The 18,648-nt window shown below is 38.8% G+C and carries 17 protein-coding genes; 16 read left to right on the top strand and 1 reads right to left on the bottom strand.

The genetic code is table 11. From position 1 onward, the window contains the following. Window positions 1-72: 72 nt before the first annotated feature. Window positions 73-267 (bottom strand): hypothetical protein, encoded by a 195-nt coding sequence (locus tag FOC45_RS12020; protein WP_196774057.1) that lies wholly within the window; start codon window positions 265-267, stop codon window positions 73-75. Between the two features lie 81 nt (window positions 268-348). Here FOC45_RS12020 and FOC45_RS11265 point away from each other — a divergent pair, with 81 nt between their 5' ends. The 16 genes from FOC45_RS11265 (at window position 349) to FOC45_RS11190 (ending at window position 18,630) form a co-directional block, all read left to right on the top strand. Further along, window positions 349-1,911: a hypothetical protein gene (locus FOC45_RS11265; protein ID WP_009390090.1), complete on the top strand. Its 1,563-nt coding sequence runs from the start codon at window positions 349-351 to the stop codon at window positions 1,909-1,911. Further along, window positions 1,908-2,504: a hypothetical protein gene (locus FOC45_RS11260; RefSeq protein WP_009390092.1), complete on the top strand. Its 597-nt coding sequence runs from the start codon at window positions 1,908-1,910 to the stop codon at window positions 2,502-2,504. The genes FOC45_RS11265 and FOC45_RS11260 overlap by 4 nt, the downstream gene beginning before the upstream one ends. 177 nt (window positions 2,505-2,681) lie before the next feature. Further along, window positions 2,682-3,161 carry a regulatory protein RecX gene (locus FOC45_RS11255; protein WP_009390094.1) on the top strand — a complete coding sequence of 160 codons (480 nt, stop codon included), beginning with the start codon at window positions 2,682-2,684 and terminating at the stop codon, window positions 3,159-3,161. Continuing rightward, window positions 3,151-4,815, top strand: coding sequence for a hypothetical protein (locus tag FOC45_RS11250; RefSeq protein ID WP_009390096.1), 1,665 nt, complete (start codon window positions 3,151-3,153; stop codon window positions 4,813-4,815). Before FOC45_RS11255 ends, FOC45_RS11250 begins: the two co-directional genes overlap by 11 nt. Before the next feature lie 80 nt (window positions 4,816-4,895). Next, entirely contained in the window at window positions 4,896-5,135 is a 240-nt protein-coding gene (locus tag FOC45_RS11245; RefSeq protein ID WP_009390103.1) for a hypothetical protein, read from the top strand. After that, on the top strand, window positions 5,125-5,415 hold the full coding sequence (locus FOC45_RS11240; protein ID WP_009390105.1) for a type II toxin-antitoxin system RelE/ParE family toxin: 291 nt from the start codon (window positions 5,125-5,127) through the stop codon (window positions 5,413-5,415). Before FOC45_RS11245 ends, FOC45_RS11240 begins: the two co-directional genes overlap by 11 nt. Before the next feature lie 39 nt (window positions 5,416-5,454). Beyond that, entirely contained in the window at window positions 5,455-5,973 is a 519-nt protein-coding gene (locus tag FOC45_RS11235) for a bifunctional 2-polyprenyl-6-hydroxyphenol methylase/3-demethylubiquinol 3-O-methyltransferase UbiG (protein ID WP_009390107.1), read from the top strand. Between the two features lie 37 nt (window positions 5,974-6,010). Further along, complete coding sequence (locus FOC45_RS11230) at window positions 6,011-7,177, top strand: hypothetical protein (RefSeq protein WP_009390109.1); 1,167 nt, start codon at window positions 6,011-6,013, stop codon at window positions 7,175-7,177. A 193-nt stretch (window positions 7,178-7,370) separates the two neighbouring features. Continuing rightward, window positions 7,371-8,012, top strand: a complete 642-nt coding sequence (locus FOC45_RS11225) for a hypothetical protein (protein ID WP_009390111.1) — start codon at window positions 7,371-7,373, stop codon at window positions 8,010-8,012. Between the two features lie 290 nt (window positions 8,013-8,302). Beyond that, complete coding sequence (locus FOC45_RS11220; RefSeq protein ID WP_009390113.1) at window positions 8,303-8,644, top strand: hypothetical protein; 342 nt, start codon at window positions 8,303-8,305, stop codon at window positions 8,642-8,644. A gap of 29 nt (window positions 8,645-8,673) precedes the next feature. Continuing rightward, window positions 8,674-11,706 (top strand): leucine-rich repeat protein, encoded by a 3,033-nt coding sequence (locus FOC45_RS11215; protein ID WP_052141390.1) that lies wholly within the window; start codon window positions 8,674-8,676, stop codon window positions 11,704-11,706. A gap of 152 nt (window positions 11,707-11,858) precedes the next feature. After that, window positions 11,859-14,648: a DNA polymerase I gene (gene polA / locus FOC45_RS11210; protein WP_009390117.1), complete on the top strand. Its 2,790-nt coding sequence runs from the start codon at window positions 11,859-11,861 to the stop codon at window positions 14,646-14,648. Between the two features lie 55 nt (window positions 14,649-14,703). Next, window positions 14,704-15,822, top strand: a complete 1,119-nt coding sequence (locus FOC45_RS11205) for a YhcG family protein (protein WP_009390127.1) — start codon at window positions 14,704-14,706, stop codon at window positions 15,820-15,822. 3 nt (window positions 15,823-15,825) lie between these two features. Beyond that, window positions 15,826-17,121 (top strand): Na+/H+ antiporter NhaC family protein, encoded by a 1,296-nt coding sequence (locus tag FOC45_RS11200; protein ID WP_009390129.1) that lies wholly within the window; start codon window positions 15,826-15,828, stop codon window positions 17,119-17,121. Window positions 17,122-17,132: 11 nt separating this feature from the next. Further along, the gene (locus FOC45_RS11195) at window positions 17,133-18,023 is read left to right on the top strand and encodes a histone deacetylase (RefSeq protein WP_034540667.1); all 891 of its coding nucleotides are present in this window, start codon (window positions 17,133-17,135) and stop codon (window positions 18,021-18,023) included. A gap of 25 nt (window positions 18,024-18,048) precedes the next feature. Then, entirely contained in the window at window positions 18,049-18,630 is a 582-nt protein-coding gene (locus FOC45_RS11190; protein WP_009390133.1) for a DUF502 domain-containing protein, read from the top strand. Window positions 18,631-18,648: the final 18 nt, after the last annotated feature.

The raw sequence follows: 18,648 nt of genomic DNA, 5'->3' as shown, positions 1-18,648 counted from the left end.
CGTGCCATAAAGGAGTGCTTTATTTTTATTATCTATGTTTAGAAACAGAAAATTTTTCTGTCCTTACTTACCCTATACAAACAATATAGGAATGATATAGGAACGATATAGGAAGGTCGAAATATTGCTAAAGATTAAATATCTACTGTACCTCCCAATTTCAGAAAAATATACTATTTTACTCTCTACCTCCATCCGTCCCACCTGTCCCACCTGTCCCACCTGTCCCACCTGTCCCACCTGTCCCACCTGTCCCACCCGTCCCACTAATCCAGCAGCTTGCTACCAAATTTGTGTATTTCCAAATTACTTATTATCTTTGCCCCCTAATTTATAAATACTAGTTTAATGAAAAAAAGATTTTTAATTGGGCTGTTAACAGTTCCCTCTTTCTTTGTAAGTTGTAACAAAGAAGAAAACTCTATTATTAACACACAGAAAGAGTCACAACCTATAGTAACAGATGGTGTGGTCGCGGGACGTTATCATTTTTCTTCTATAGAAAGCTTAACCAAAATGATGACTACATTAGGTAAAAATAGTCATCTTTTAGATAGGAAAATAGAAGAACTTTATCAGGAGGGATTTCGTCCTAAATACCCTGTTGGAGATATTGATAATGACCCTAAGCTTACTTCTTTTTATGCAAGCAGGATGCCCTTAGGAGATGATTTAGATGATGGAGTAGCAGAAGAGGCTGAGGCAGAAAATGATTTGGTAAGCGATCCTATTCTATCTACATTTCTTAATGAGAACAACGAACTTGTAGTAAGAGATACTTTATATAAATTTACTAAAAAAGGAGTGTTTTCTTCTCATTTAAAAGATACTTTAAAATTAGTTTCCTATTTAAAAAGTATTGAGCAAGAAAAAATTTCAGAAGAAGAAGTGTGGCGTTTGCGTGAAACTGAGTTTGGGAAACGTAGAATGGTAGAAGGGGTATATCGTTTTATAGCACCAATTTCAGAATTAGAAAAAAATAATTTAGAAAAAGAAAAGAAGAAAGCTGTAAGTAGAACTTCTGAGGCTGATTTGCAATTAATTATCAATAATTTGCCACAAACTGAAGGAGATAAAAATTGGTTTCTTCATAGAATTACAGGGCAAAGTATCGTTGCAGAGGCTTATTTTGATAGGAGACATCGGGTAAAAGTTGAATTTTTTAATCAAGATTATGGTTTTTACAAATCTACAGGAATTTCAGTAAGAAACCAAACAAGACGCTTTAGAATATGGTGGGCATCAAAAGCTAATGAAATAGCTTTAGGGATGAATTATATTTATGTAAAGTATGTAATGCCTACGGCTACAATGAAAGAGTTAAAAGCTCCTGGAAGACCAGAAGATATTATGTATGTACATAATGCACAGATACGATATTATAATACACCAGTCCCTTTAGTTAAGACAAATATTGATATACGTGAAATACCAGTCCCTTTTATAAGAATAGAAAATAGAGAAATATTAAATATTCATATTCCAGCTCTTATTAAGCCATTAGTAAATAACCAAGATTATCAACTTTATACAGATGATATATTATCAAAATCTAATATTCTTAAACTATATGAAATGGGAGCAAATATTTTAGGATCAGAAATTAGAAAAGGAAAAGAGTTTGTAGTTACAAGAATTCCTTGGTTTGAGGATACTATAGAAGCTGTTTATTTTTCAGAGCGTTATCATGAAGAAAATGATGCCAATTTGAAGCACTATATAAGTAAAGATTGGGGATTTGTAGCAAGTTTTGGAATGAGTTTTGGGGGAGCAAAAGGATCGGAATGGAAAAGTGCTAAATATAATTTGCAGGCTCCTGATATGAAAAAGGTTTCAGCTATAAAATATGATTTTTATGGCATGGCTCGTGTAGGTGGAGAATGGAAAGGTTTTAGAATGGTTAAGCAATGAGAAAGATAATTTTGTTAGTAGTATTTTTGCTATTTCAAAGAATACAAGCACAAGATTTTTATAATGAAAGGTGGTTTTTTCATTCTGATATAAGTTTGAATATTTCTCCGGAATCAAAATCAATTTATTCTTATGCTACAAATGATTTAGATAAACAAAAAGGTATCTATGGTAAAGATATTAATTTGAAAACTAAACCTATTTATAGTACTGATTTTTCAGTAAATTATATTTTGTCAAAAACTATTTCAGTAGGAGCCCTTACAGGAATTAATCATTTTAGAAATCCAGTAGCTACAGCTCTTAAAGTAGGGGGTGTTGTGAGACTTTTTATGGATAAAGATTCTTATAATACTGATATATTTGGACAACTTTCTGGTTTTATACCCCTTAGTAAAAAGGTAAAAGCTTCATTGGGTGAAGCTAAATTAGGACTTTCTATTCCTATCGCTGAAGAAGATAATTTTGCTGTGGCAGTGCTTCTTCATATTGCTTATGTAACCTATGATGTAGCAGTGCCTATTTTAGGCGATGAAATTCCTGATATAGTAGAGTACCGAAGTGTAGGATTAGGTTTTTCTATTAGGTTTTAGAAATTATAAACATTATTCCTTTTGACTTTCAAAGGGGGCAAAAGTAGAATATGCTAAGGATTTGGCAAAAAATAACAATAAAATTAAGGTTGTTTGCAAACGCGAGCAACCTTTTTTTAATAGGCAAACCACCAAATTTGCGCATCGCCAAATTATTTACTACCTTTGTGCGCTATTATGAACGATTCAGTAAAAACATATACCGTAGAAGAGGCAAAGCGGCGTTTAGAGCGCTACTGCGCATACCAAGAGCGCTCGCATAGGCAAGTGCGCGAGAAGCTCCGCGAGATGCGTATGATTCCGCTGGCTATTGACGAGGTTATCGTGCATCTTATTAAACACGATTTCCTTAACGAAGAGCGGTTTGCTCGCAGCTATGCTCGCGGTAAGTTCCGCCTTAAAAAATGGGGGCGCGACCGCATCACTCGCTCGCTTTACGCTATGGGGCTTACCGACTACCTTATAGAAGCTGGCTTAGAAGAAATTGATGAAGATGAATACCAAGAAGTATTCGATACTGTAGCCGAAAAGAAATTTGCCTCGATAAAAGACACAAACCCTTATAAAGCAAAAGCAAAATTAGCTAATTATCTGCTGTATCGCGGTTTCGAACCCGACTTAGTATACAGCAAAATAGACGAATTATATGAAGAGTAGAGCACAAGAATCAACTAACGCTATTGAGCGTATGTACGTTACTATGCGTCACCTATTCACCCGAGGTTTCTACAAACCTATGGGCGTATCGGGCGAGGCATTGCGCGAATCATTATTGGTATTGCGCCCCGAAATATACGGCTCTATAGCCGAAAGCAAAACCGAACTCAACGGACTTATTTACGTACTCGACCGCCTGCCCGAGGGCATCGAGCAGTGTTTGTATATCAACCTTATAGCCGATGAGGGTTATCGCAAATCGCACTTCAAACCTATCATTCCGCCCAAGCGCCGCCGCAACTGCTATCGTATAGACGACCAGCAGATGAATATCGAAATCACCCGCGGGCGTTCTGATATTTATGATGTGCTTACACACCTAACGTTTCTGTTTATAGAGTCGCATAAAATAGCCGACCGTATTTTGTTAGACGATAATAAGATTTCTCACGATTGGGAAAAAGTAACCGCGGCGGTTAATAAACCCAAACTGACGCTTGCCGAGCGCGAAGCCTGCTTTATACACATAGGCAATCTGTTGGGGCGTACTTTTGAAGAGGTACTCGAGGCACACAATGCCCTTTCTACAGTAGCACAACCCAATCGGTTTATACATATTATCTATTGGTTGGGCAAAATAGCGGTCAATGAACGCCTTAACGACGAGCGTCGCACCATCACCTTTAGTACCGTTTTGCGCGAGCGCATTGGTCACCACCTCCACGGCGAGATTTGGGCAGAACACCTCAAACACCTTCTTCTCAAACGCGGATTGCTGCACCGACCTATACATATTATAAGTGCCAATATGCACAGCGTGATGAACAGTCTATTTGCCCAAAAAGCGATAGGGACAGAGACACAGGCAGACAGCCAAATGGCGCTATTCGAGTCGCTCAGCAAGCACGAGAACGAAGAGCTTAGACAGAAAGTGAAAAACTATGCCCACTCGCACGGTATGATTTCGGTAGACGATGCTTCAGGCACGAATATCGATGTGCAGCTGTTCGATACTGCCAAGATAGACTTTACAGGTACTCCTTATGATTTAAGTCACCTAAAGGAAGAAGAAAAACCAGTGCTCTTAGTAATGGACTATGCTTTTGGCGAACAAGCCTACGAAACGATAGACGAACTTTTGAAGCCTTACCACAAGGGCGGGGACACTCACTTTTTAGATGTAGTATCCGTATCGATTATGGGCAAAGCAGGTATTTTAGAGGGCGACAAAGGCGATATAATGATACCTACATCGCATATTTTCGAGGGTACAGCCGACAATTATCCTTTCAACAATGAGTTTTCTAAAGCCGATTTTGAAGGACACGGACTAAAAGTATTCGAGGGCTCTATGATTACTGTATTAGGTACCTCGTTGCAGAACAAAGATATACTGAAGTTTTTCTTACATTCTACGTGGAAAGCTGTAGGATTAGAGATGGAGGGCGTGCATTACCAGAAAGCGATACAGTCGGCCTCAAAGATACGCAAGAGCATACGCGAAGACGTAAAAGTGCGTTATGCGTACTATGCCTCTGATAACCCCCTCGAAACTGGTAGCACCCTTGCCTCAGGCGGTTTGGGCACCATCGGAGTAAAACCCACCTACCTTATAACCCTTAAGATATTAGAGCAAATTTTTTCTAAAAGCTAATAACAAATAGGTGTTTTTTATTAGCAAATTGGTGAATTAACAAATAAGTTTGTATCTTTGCCGTAAAAATAATAAGAATTATGTATGCAAATGCCATTCCTTTAAGAGAAAAGTTAGATTTTCAGCAATACCAAAAGGCTGTAAAAGCTCTGTTGAATATAGGTATACAGATAGCAGAGCCAGAAGAAGATGATTTTTATTATGAACTATCATCTGAAGAGGTAGAGAGATTGAGAAAATCTGAACAACAAATAAAAGAGGGGAAAACTATAAGCAGTGACCAACTGTTTAAGAGATTAAGAGCTAAATATGCAAATTAGATGGACAGAAGAGGCGTCTGATAGCATAGAGCAGACCCTCGATTATTGGTATAGAAATAATGGAACTTTCACTTATTCAGAAAAAATTCTCAATGAAACTGAAAAAGTAGAAAAAGAGATACTTAGCAATCCTTACAGCAAGCAGTATAGTGATATATTAGATTTGTATAGAAAAATCTTTTTCAAAGGTAAATTCTCTATTTATTACAAAATAGATGAAGCTGAAGAAATTATTTGGATAATAGACTTCAGAAGCAATAAACAGAGACCTTTATTCTAATTATGTTTAGCTTTTTGCCTCTATTAATCAAGGTTAAGAATGTACAAAAAACTTCCTAAAAAGCGTTACGAGCGTACCCTTGCCATACTCAAAAAGTACGCTCCACAGGGGGCTACTATCTTAGATGTAGGAGTGGTAAACCCTTTTAGCGAACTGATGCAAGCTGAGGGCTACACGGTGCGCAACACTCAGGGCGAGGACTTGGACTTTCAAGCCGAGTGCCTGCAGTCGCTCCCTGCCGATTTTGCTACGGCACTCGAAATTCTCGAGCATTTAGTCAATCCGTTAGCGGTACTACAGCAATTGCCTACCGATAAGCTATTAGTTACCGTGCCTTTGCGCTTGTGGTTTGCCCGTGCTTACCGCAATACTAACGACCCTCGCGACTGCCATTACCACGAGTTTGAGGACTGGCAGTTAGATATGTTGTTAGAAAAGGCTGGTTGGCACATCGTATATCGCGAAAAATGGACGCATCCTGTCAGCAAATGGGGTATACGCCCATTATTGCGCCTATTTACCCCTCGCTATTACGCTGTCTATGCCGTTAGGGGTTAGTTGAATGCATTAGACAATTTAAATTGAAAATATAGCTATGGAAAGAAATATAATCGCAGTCATTATCTATATAGCCCTAATACCATTATCTTTCTCTCAAAATACTATCTCTAAATACCTTGTAGATAAAGATACTAAGGCACCTCTACAGTCTGCTACTATCCATAATGTTAATGATTACACCATTACTAATGCTGATGGGTACTTTGTGTTCTATTCTACTAATGACAGCATTACTATAAAAATGTTAGGCTATGAAACACTCAAAACTACTTTTAAAGCCCTTAGCCACACTAAAGACACCTTGTATTTTACCCCTAAACCCTTTCAGTTAGATGAGGTAACTCTTTCTAACAAAAATATTCTTCAAGAAGCCTATAATCGTGCCTCCACCAATTATCCTATGGAGCCTTTTGCAGAAGATTTCTTTTTGCGTTGTGTACTTAAGCGCAATGGCGAACTCGTAAAAATAGAAGATTTTAGTGGGCGTATCAAACGCGATAAATTATTGGGTATTAAGAAGGATTTTACCTTTCAGTTGCTTAATATGCGTAAGTTCGGTATAGAAAAGAAAGGAATGCGAGCAGATGATTTTGATTTGCCTTCTTTAGATGACGTATTTCAATGGTGGAGTAATATTTTGTTTCTAAACCCAAACGAATACCGCTTTTCACACTCCAAAATAATAGATGAAGACCATCAGCAGGTAAATTACACTCCTGAAAATGAAGAAAATTATAGAAAAGGAATAGGTCATTTCCTTGTCAATACCGATGATTACGCTATTAAAGAACGAATTCATAAAATTAATCCTAAAATAGTTAGCAAAATACCCTACACTAAAAAACTATTTACTAAGTACAGAACTTCTGACTATTTTTATAAAGATAAATGTGAAAAAGATGTTGAAAAAGGCAAATACTTTATAGCTACTGCTATATATACTGAAAAAGTAGAAGTATATGCAGGAGAAGAACGAATAGTATATGAGGTAAGTTTCGAGCTTATTGTTACCCATCCTTTCTCTGATATCAACACTTTTAAACCCAATGTAAATGGTAAAAAAGAATTGTTTAAATTAGAGATACCTTATAACAAAGAGTTTTGGGAAACCCAAAACCAATTGCCTCTTACCAATGAAATGCGTAACTTTATCAATAAAGCTCATAACCAAAAAGAATATCGTGTAATATCTAATTTTTAAAGATACTGATATGGTTAGCATTTAGTAGTTAATAATGAGTAACTTAGGTATTCTTTCTGACGGCTAACGACTAAAGACTAACCACTATTTTTGGTCATTTTCAAAAAAAGTTGTACTTTTGCCGCCGAAATAATTTTAAGCAGGTGTTTTTCCGCACGGAAAAACGCTGTCAGTCTTAAAGAAAACAACTTATATGAATTTACAAAAAAAGAGGTATTTATTTGTGATTATGGTATTTTTCTTTTTAGGATTTACCATTAAAGATGAAGAAACTAAAGCTACTGTTGTACCAACCAATTTCTTAGTAGAAACTCCTCAGCTGGCTACCGCTATGCCAGAAGCTACCAATAATGAGGAAACTATTACTTTCAGTGCCCTACACGCTGGTAAAACCTTTGTAGGATTTAAAGAAGCCCTAGCCTATCGCGAGTCGCGAGGCAGTTATACGGTAGTAAACCGTTTTGGGTATATGGGCAAATACCAATTTGGCAAACGTATCTTGCGCTTTTTTGGGGTAAATGATATGGACGAGTTTCTCAACTCTCCTGAGCAGCAAGAACGGGTCTTCACCCTCAGCCTACAGCGCAGCAAGTGGTTTTTGCGCAAGGAAATAGAAAAATATGTAGGCAAAAAAATCAACGGAATAGAAATAACAGAATCAGGTATTCTAGCAGCCGCACACTTAGCAGGGGCTACTTCGGTGCGCAAATATTTTAAACGCCAAGGCAATTATGATTTTGCCGATGGCAATGGCATTACACTGCAACATTATCTGAAGCTCTTTGCAGGCTATGACACCTCGCACATAGTGCCAGAAGAAAAGCCTAAAATATAACTTTTTTCAACTCGATATAATTACTTTGTCAAGAAACGAACTGCTATACAGTTTTTTCTTGACAAAGTTTTTTTTGTGTAATTATTTAGTGAGTAGTAGTTATTCTTTTAAGCTTTTTATGTTAAAATATTTGCGCATTTAGAAATAATATGTACTTTTGCGTCGTAAATAAATGAAACAACGAGTTTGTTAAACACAACATATTAAGAAAAGTTTCACGTTTTTTTTTATTGTTCTACATACAAGAAAAGCGTGTAATACTGAAGCATATAATTTTAATTTTTTGTAATATGAGTTTAGTATTCAAAACCCTTCGTTGGGGCGCACTTCTTTGCAGCCTCATACTGCTCACTACCGCTTTTGTTCCTTCAACCGAAGCGAGTAGTAAAGACCTTAGTTGCACTGTAGAAGTGCGCAATGCTGATGGTTCGGCAGCTAAATACGCCAAAGTATCTACCGATGTGTCAGGTGGCGTGTTCTGTGCTGGCGGACGTACTTTTGAGGCGAACGCTAATGGCAAAGTAACCCTTTATTGGGTAGATGGTTGTAAGCTTACAGCTGTATTTGTAAAAGGTGATAAATACAAAGTGGACTACCAAGACGGCGGTTCGTACACCCTTACTCTTAAATAATAACCCTAAAAACAAAAAAAGTAATGAAGATGTTAAAACATTTAGGTATCTTATGCCTCAGTATGGCTATTTTGGTAGGCTGTAGCAAGAAAGACGAGGGAGAAGACAACCCAACTCCTACTCCTCCTGAACCCACTCCCAAAGAAGAAGTGGTAAAAAAACAAAGTATCACCGTTGAACTTCCTAAAGAAGTAGATAAGAAAATCTTAGATGAGTTAGTAGTCTCTAATGCTTACGGAAATTTCAAACTAACTGAAAAGCCAGAAGAGAGCAAACCTAATCCTACGGGAAGAGGTGCTATTAATGGAAATGTTTTCTATGGGGGAACTTTTCAGTATACTTCACCTGGGCTTATTATCAACAATGTACTCAACCAACAAGGAGACTTAATGATGTGCTGTGTAACGGACCCTACAGCAAGAACAGGAAGTCTTATTATAGATGCTGAACAAACAGCCATTGCCTTACTAATGTTGCGCCCTGAGCTTATTACAAGTAATAAAGCTGAGTTTCAGCAAGCTGTGAAAATTATCAGAAGTTTACCTGAATTTGGAGATTATAGAGCTCAGGTAGCTGCTGAAATGCTCGTAAGTATGAATGCTCGTAAGTGCCCTAATTATTCAGGACTCAATGGTTATAACAGAGTTTTAGTTGCCCTACTGAAAAAAGTAAGAGCTAATATTTCAAATAGTAATGAAAGCCAAGTAGAGTTTACTAAGGGTAGTATGAAGAAGAAAGATGGTGCTTTCAATTTCACAGTTACTAATCATCTGAAGAGAGTGATACACATCTATCCTAAAAAAATGAAATTGCAAAACAATGGGCTTATTGCTAGTGAAGAGTATATAGATGAAGGTGGACTTTCAAAAGTAGAAGTGCTCAAACCACAAGGTACTAATTATTGGAAAGTGGTATACGGCTCATTGCAAGGAGAGACAGGTAGCATTTTCAAAGCTACTACCGACCCTATAAATGTAGATATAGGTAATGCCGATAAACTGAAATTAGAAATTTATGGAGTAGGACAATTAGAAAAGCCTTTTGATGAGTATTCTCAAGACGAAAAAAAACGTATTCTTATAGCTTTCTTACATAGTGGATACAGTGATTTTATAAAACCTATTATTGATTTAGCTTTAGGACTTGAAGATTTAGGAAATGCTTCAGGAGTTGACAACTTCAAGTATGATTTTCGCTATGGTTCTAGAAACCATCCTATGAGACAGCTTCTTACTACCTTAGCAGAGGATTTTATGAAAGACCCTGAAGAACTAAAAAAATTCTTGAAGAGTATTCACGATAGAGAGTTTTTGATAGCAAGTGGGCAACTATCCTATTTTATGGTTCAACAGTTGCTTAACAACCCTGATGCTAAAAAGCAAAATCAGTATATGAGTAATATTTATGAGCTAACCAAAATGTATGCAGGAGTAACTCGTACTAAAGATATCTATAGAAGTACCCTTAAAAGTTACTACAACCAAAGTTCTCATATACTAAAAGCTAATTTTGTAACGAAAGTAATTAAGATAAGTGAGTTGGCAGTAGATGTAGCAGGTGCAATCTATGCTTATTTTAATACTAATGCTGTTTCTCAGCTTATTGAAGACCGTGCTGATGCTCCCTACTTTACACTAAATAACCCTAAAGAAGGCGAGGCGTTCAACGATACTAAGACTATTACCTTTAGATGGGATTTCTTCAGAGGCAACTTCAATGCATTTGGTGATAGAATGAAAATAGATTTGGTAATAGAATGTCTACAGCGCGATGGGTCTTATATTATAGAAACTATACCAGATTTGCCTTATGACGCCCGCGAAAAGACAGTAGACCTCAATACTATTGCAAGTTTCAAAGGCTTATATATCTTCCGTTGGAAAGTGATAGCCCGTCACCGTCTCAATAGCAATATGAAGGTAGAGTCAGCTTATGGTAATTTTAGAACCAAAGAGTTAGCTCCTCTCACCCTTTCTACCGATGCAGTAACTCTCAAAAAAGGAGAAAATGTGCAAGTAAACATTACCTCTGGTACAGGTAGCTATACTCTTGCTACTAGCAATGCCTACATAGCTACTGCCAGCTTGGTAAAAATGAATACTATAACCGTTTTTGGTAAAGGCAAAGGTACTGCTGTAATAGTAGTAACCGACAATGAAAGTGGTGAAAAGAAAAGTATAACAGTAAATGTTCAGGCAAGTGCTTCTGATATTCCTGATGGAGTAATAATTGAAAATGGAGTGCTTAAAAAATGGCCTTGCGACAAGATTCCTGATGATGGTAAAGTGGTAATACCTAGTAATGTAACTGAAATTGGTGGCAAAGCTTTTGAAGGGTGTAGCGAATTGAGTGTTGTAGAAATTGCTAATTCAGTAAGTAAAATAGATTATGCTGCTTTTCGCAATTGTAAGGCTTTAAAAAGCATCACGATTCCTAGTAATGTAAAAACTATAGATTATGAAGCCTTTAATGGATGTAGTGCTTTAACAAGTGTTACTATAGCTAATGGTTTACGGGATATAGGACACTATGCTTTTGCTAATTGCAGCAGTCTTACCAATATACTATTACCTAATTCTGTTAGAAATATAGGGCATAGTGTTTTTGATAATTGTAGCAGCCTTACCCAAATAGTAATCCCCGATTCCGTTAGAAATATGGGAGAAACTGTATTTCGAAATTGTTCAGTTCTTGAAAGTGCTAAGCTCTCTGAAAATATAACAGTTATACCAAGTAGTACATTTGTTAATTGTTATAGTTTGAAAAGTATAGCGTTTTCAAGTAGTTTAACCTCTGTAGGTTATTATGCTTTTGAGAATTGTAAGAGTTTATCTACAATTACTTTCCCTAAAACTATCAGCGGTATATACTATAGTAATAATTCTCCATTTATCGGCTGTACAAACTTAAAAACAGTAAATATCAAAGGTACAATACCCTTTGGTCTTTATCCTATTATGAATTATACTAATGCTACTGTGTATGTGCCTGAAATAAGTTTAGAAGCATACCAAAAATATAATGATAGTAGCTATAAAGACAGAATAAAAGCCCTTAAATAGGTTATTTGTTATCTACAAAAAGAGCTACTTCACAAAGAGAGGTAGCTCTTTCTTTATTAATTATACAAATGCCGTGTCATTTGCCATTTGTCATTTGTCATTTGTCATTATTTTAGTACCTTTGCCCCCTAAAACGCTTAATAGTTGCCGTTATGAAAAAACGCCTATTTTTACTCGATGCCTATGCCCTTATTTTTAGGGGCTACTACGCTTTTATTAAAAACCCGCGTATCAATTCCAAAGGACTGAATACCTCTGCCATTTTGGGCTTTATGAACTCCCTTTTCGATGTGATGAAAAAGGAGCGACCTCATCATTTAGCCGTAGCATTCGATAAGGGCGGTAGTGTAGCGCGCACCGAGCTCTTTGCCGATTATAAAGCTAACCGCGAAGAAACCCCTGAGGCTATCCGCATAGCTATTCCTTATATACATCAGATTCTCAATGCCTTGCATATCCCTATTATCGAAAAAGAGGGCTACGAAGCCGACGATATCATCGGTACGCTTGCCAAGCAGGCCGAAAAGCAAGATTATCAGGTCTATATGGTTACCCCCGATAAGGATTACGCACAGCTGGTGAGCGACAATATTTTTATGTATCGCCCCCCTCGCGGAGGAAACGACATAGAAATATGGGGGGTGAAAGAGGTACAAGAGAAATTTGAGGTACAAAACCCCTTGCAAGTGATAGACTTTCTGGGTATGATGGGCGATGCGGTCGATAATATCCCTGGGCTCCCTGGGGTGGGCGAAAAGACTGCCAAAAAGCTCCTTGCCGATTTTGGTTCTTTAGAAAACCTACTTGCTAATACCGACCAGCTTAAAGGCAAGTTGCGCGAGAATATAGAGAATAATAAAGAAAAAGGTATCCTCTCTAAGCAGTTGGCTACCATTATGCTTGATGTACCCGTTGTTTTTGATGAGAAGGACTGCGAAGTCTCTACCCCCGATTTCGAGGCGGTAGGCAAACTTTTTGAAGAGTTAGAGTTTCGTCAGTTATTAGTCAATTTCCAAAAGGTATATCAGCCAGAAGCGGTAGTACAAAGCAACCAGAAAGCACCGTCAGCCCAGTTAGATATGTTTGCTGTACAAGGCGACTTATTTGCTCAGCCCCAAGTAGCGGTCGAGAAGAAGACAGCCGCCAATACCCCCCATTACTACCAGTTGGCAGATACCCCAATGGCACAACAACTACTGCTACAATCGCTATTGCAGCAGACTGAAGTCTGTTTTGATACCGAAACCACTGCTATTGATGCTCTCGAAGCTGAATTGGTAGGCATTTCCTTCTGTTGGACGGCGCACAAAGGCTATTATGTGCCATTCCCTGTAGATAAAGAAGAAGCTACAGCGTTACTCAATACCCTCCGACCGTTTTTTGAGAATGAGAAGATAACCAAAGTAGGTCAGAATTTGAAATACGACCTCAAAGTACTCCAAAATTACGGCATAAAGGTACAAGGGGCGCTATTCGATACGATGATAGCCCACTATCTTATCAACCCCGATATGCGCCATAATATGGACTTGCTCTCGGAAACCTATTTGGGCTATACCCCTATTGCTATCGAAAGTCTTATAGGCAAAGGTAAGGCGCAACGCTCAATGCGTACCGTAGCTTTGGAAGAGGTGAAAGAGTATGCGGTAGAAGATGCTGACGTTACTTGGCAACTAAAGGACGTTTTTAAGGCAGAATTGCCTAAGGTAAATGCCCAAAAAGTATATGCCGATTTAGAGATGCCCCTGCTGAAAGTATTAGCGGTAATGGAGCGCGAGGGGGTAACCCTTGATGTGGCGTATCTGAAAGAATACTCTAAAACCTTAGACGCAGAGATAGCACAATTAGAAGCCACTATAGCTGAGCAAGCTGGTACGCCTTTCAATTTGGCATCGCCCAAACAGTTAGGCGATATTCTCTTCGAGAAACTTAAGATAGACAGTAAGCCTAAGAAGACGAAGACAGGGCAATATGCTACTTCCGAAGAAGTGTTAGCACCTTTTGCCGCTAAACATAAGATAGTAGCCGATATATTAGAGTGGCGACAAGTGCAGAAACTCAAATCTACCTATGTAGATGCGTTGCCGTTAGAGGTGAACCCCCGCACAGGGCGTGTGCATACTACCTATATGCAGACGGTAGCCGCTACGGGGCGCCTTAGTAGCAATAATCCTAACTTGCAGAATATCCCTATTCGTACCGAGCGTGGGCAACGAGTGCGCAAGGCATTCATCGCTCGTAATGATGATTATATACTCCTCTCTGCCGACTATTCGCAGATAGAGTTGCGCATCATTGCAGCCTTAAGCGAAGAGCATAATATGATAGAATCTTTCTTGCACGGCGAGGACATTCACCGCGCTACGGCAGCCAAAGTGTTCAATGTACCTTTAGAGGCGGTTACTCGCGAGCAGCGTAGCCACGCCAAAACGGTAAACTTCGGTATTATCTATGGCGTATCGGCTTTTGGGCTTTCAGCACAAACCGATTTGAGTAGGTCGCAGAGCAAGGAGCTGATAGATACCTATTACGCTACTTACCCCAATCTGCGCAACTACATACAGAAGCAGATACACTTTGCCCAAGAGCACGGCTATGTAGAGACCGTACTGGGCAGGCGTCGCTACTTGCCCGATATACATTCGCGCAATCAAGTAGTGCGAGGGGCAGCAGAGCGCAATGCCGTAAATGCGCCTATACAAGGGTCGGCTGCCGATATTATCAAGATAGCGATGATACGCATTTACGACCTACTGCAAGCCCAGCAATTGCAAACCCGTATGCTGCTGCAAGTACACGATGAGTTAGTATTCGATGTGCCTAAAACCGAATTAGAAATAGTGAAACCTCTCATAAAAGAAGTGATGGAAAGCGCCTTTACTCTTGCCGTTCCGTTAGTCGCCGATTTAGGTGTAGGTAATAACTGGCTTGATGCTCACTAAAAATGTGTCACTGCTGGTGACACAATTATAAAACTAATGATAAAAGATTACAGAAATGGATACAGATTTTCAGCATATAGTACAACTGATAGAAAGTGCTAAAGAGCGCGTATATGTAAAGGCTAATAGCGAACTAGTAGCGTTGTACTTCAATGTAGGTAATATTCTTTCCGACAAAATTGGTAAAGGTGTTTGGGGTGATAAAACAATGACTGCATTAGCTGATTTTATCCATACCAAAATGCCTAACCTTTCAGGGTTTAATAGAAGAGGTTTATACCGAATGAAACAATTCTATGAAATTCACGCTGTGAATTCTGAAGTTTTTAAACTGTGGGAAGAGTTGTTCTTTAGTGTAGAACGTACTGAAAAACAAGATGTTCTAATTGTGTCGCCAACGGCGACACAATTTCAAAAGCATCAGTTTTATATGGAAAATGTGCTCCTAAAAGTATCTTGGTCTCAACATTTAGATATTTTTTCTTCTATAAGAAATCCTGAAGAAATATTGTTTTATCTTTTACAAACAATTACTGAAAAATGGACAAAAGCTGAGTTGAGAAGACAACTAAAAACAGCTACTTATGAACGCACTTTGTTAGCCAAACAAGCAACTTCGCCTATGGTGCAGAAAATGGACAATATCCAAGCCTTGTTTAAAGACCCTTATGTGTTTGAGTTTTTAGATTTACCTGATAACCATTCTGAAAAGGAGTTTGAAAAAGCTATTGTTTTAAACTTGCAAAAGTTTATCCTCGAAATAGGCAAAGGCTTTACTTATATGGGCGAGCAGTACCGCCTACAAGTAGGTAATAAGGACTATTATACTGATTTGCTATTTTATCATCGCGATTTGCAATGTTTAGTACTTTTTGAACTTAAAATACAGGATTTTGAGCCTGAATTCTTAGGGAAATTAAACTTTTACTTAGAAGCTTTGGATAGAGATGTAAAAAGACCTCACGAAAATCCTAGTATAGGCATTTTGCTTTGTAAGGGGAAAGACACTGAAGTGGTAGAGTATTCATTGGCAAGAAGTGCAAGTCCTACTATTATTGCAGAATATCAAACCCAATTAATTGACAAACAGTTGCTAATTAACAAGCTCAACCAGTTGCTATCTATTTTTCAGAAAACAAATAATTTATCACCATTAGAAATATCAAATAACTAAATAATGAAACAGAAATTAAATATAATAAGCATTATACCGCTACTGATATTCGTAGCAATATTCTTAGGAAGTGGTTTGTATTTCGATAACTTTTATTCGCTACCAGCTCCTATTATAGCGCTCTTTGCAGTAGTGATAGCTCTCCTTATTTATAGGGCTCCGCTTAATGAGAAAATAACTCTCTTCTTTAAAGGGGCAGGCGATAGCAATGTGTTGCAAATGTGCGTTATTGCCCTCTTAGCAGGGGCATTTGCTTCAGTAGCCAAAGCCTCTGGTAGTATAGACAGTATCGTGAATATGGGTATGTACTACATTTCGCCTCAGTACTTTCCGGTAGGTATCTTCGTTATGGCTTCTTTCCTATCGTTTGCTACGGGTACTTCAGTAGGTACTATTATGACGCTTTCGCCTATTGTCTTCAATCTCGCTACCGAAAGTCACTCTAATACGGCTCTTATTGGGGCATCGCTGTTGTCAGGGGCTATGTTTGGCGATAATCTCTCGCTTATTTCTGATACTACCATTGCCGCTACCCAGTCGTTGGGTTGTAAGATGAGCGATAAGATGAAAGCCAATGCTAAGATTGCCCTGCCAATGGCATTGCTTTCTGTGATTGTTCTTTTGTTTATAGGCAATCCCGAAGCGCAGACCTTCACCCATAGCGAGGCATATCACGACTTTAATATAGTGCTTATTTTGCCTTATATAGCCGTAGTGATTATCTCTCTTTTTGGGGTGAATGTATTTGTGTCGCTTTTCTTAGGGGTTCTCTTATCAGGAGTGATAGGACTATCTTATGGCAAGTTTGGCTTTTTAGATTTTACTCAGCATACCTATAAAGGCTTTATGGATATGGCTGATATTTTCTTCTTGTACTTTATCATCGGTGGATTGGCTCTTTTAGTGGAACATTTCGGCGGTATACAATACCTGATGAATCTTATTGCTAGGCATATTAGGAGTGGGGCATCGGCATTGCTCGGTATGGGCTTCCTCGTGACGGTAGCCGATGTTTGTGTAGCCAATAATACGGTAGCGATTCTTATTGTATCGAAGATAAGCAAGCGCATCAGTGAGCAGTTTAATGTACCGCTGCGCAATGCCGCTTCGGTGCTCGATATCTTTTCTTGCTATGCTCAAGGCCTCATTCCTTACGGAGCACAGGTTATTGGGCTTTATCAGTTCGCCCATACAATGGATTATCCTCAATTAGTGATGTATTCAGTATATTTACACTTGCTGCTTATAGGTACTTTGGTATATATTTACTTCAGTAGAAAGAAAGCACAAACGGTATAATTTATATTGAAATGTACATCAGTTACCACCCTATCTATAATCACCCAGTGCCTGATAATCATCGCTTTCCGATGCAGAAGTACGCCCTTTTGCCGCAACAGCTTCTGCACGAAGGCATAGCCGATCCTGCTGACTTTCGCACCCCCTCTAAGGTAAGTTTGGAGACGCTCTGCTTGGCGCATACCCCTGATTATGTGCATAAGTTTGTGCATCTACAGCTATCGCATAAAGAGGCATTGCCTATTGGTTTTGTGCAAAATCAGCAGTTAGTAGACCGCGAACTCACCTTAGTACAAGGTACCATTGAGGCAGCCCTATGGGCACTGCGCACCGCTGAGGTAGGGTTTAATATAGCAGGGGGTACGCATCACGCGTTTTCTGATAGGGGAGAGGGGTTCTGTATGCTTAACGACCAAGCGGTGGCTGCTGCCTATTTGCTGGCGCATACAGCTGTTAGAAAAGTGCTTATTATCGATTTAGATGTACATCAGGGCAATGGTACTGCCGAGATATTTAGGCACGACCCGCGCGTCTTTACCTTTTCGATGCACGCAGAGGGCAATTACCCTTTTGTAAAAGAACAGTCCGATAGAGATATTGCCCTGCCTACAGGCACTACTGATGCGGCTTACCTTTCTGTACTTACTTCTGTTTTGCCCGAAATCATCACCGCTCATCAGCCTGATTTTGTGTTTTACCAATCGGGAGTAGATGTGCTTAGTAGCGACAAGCTCGGTAAACTATCGCTGAGTGTGCAAGGCTGTGCTGACCGCGACCGATTTGTATTTAACCTTTGTCGGCAACACCATTTGCCGGTGCAATGCTCTATGGGAGGAGGCTATTCGCCTCAGCTTTCAGCTATTCTTAGAGCGCATACCAATACTTTTATGATGAGCCAATAACCCTTAAATATTCACTAAAAAACAAATGAAAAAAAAGAATTATTTAGGCATCTTTATCAAGTTTTTCTTTCAAGGAATTCTTATTATAGGCCCTCTTAGTGCCACCGTTTGGATTATATGGTCTATCTTTAAGAGTGTAGATAACTTAGTACCCAATATCTCTCGCCAATACCCAGGAGCTGTATTTGCGGCTGTACTGTTCGGTACGGCACTTATCGGCTTTGTAGGTAGTAAACTTATTTTGGGGCAACTATTCGTTAGCCTAATGGATTATATAGTGGCGCACATACCTGGGGTGAAGATTATCTATTCGTCTATTAAAGATATGCTGGCTTCGTTTGTAGGCGATAAACGCAAGTTTACCAATCCTGTGTGGGTGCGTGTTAATGAAACGCCTGAAATATGGCGTATAGGCTTCCTTACCCAGCATACTATGAACTTTACAAATCTGGAAGGTATGGTAAGTGTTTATCTGCCGCACTCTTATGCTATATCGGGGTGGGTAATCGTTACTTCTGCTGAAAATATTAAACCTGCTGAGGGTTTTACCGCCCAAAAAGCTATGGAGTTCGCCCTGAGTGGGGGTATCCTTAAAAGTGATAAATAATATCAAAAAAATGCCCGT

This window comes from Capnocytophaga sp. FDAARGOS_737 (genome assembly GCF_009730375.1).
In the GTDB taxonomy this organism is placed as follows: Bacteria; Bacteroidota; Bacteroidia; order Flavobacteriales; family Flavobacteriaceae; genus Capnocytophaga; species Capnocytophaga leadbetteri.
This window is presented reverse-complemented; position numbering and strand designations above follow the sequence as displayed.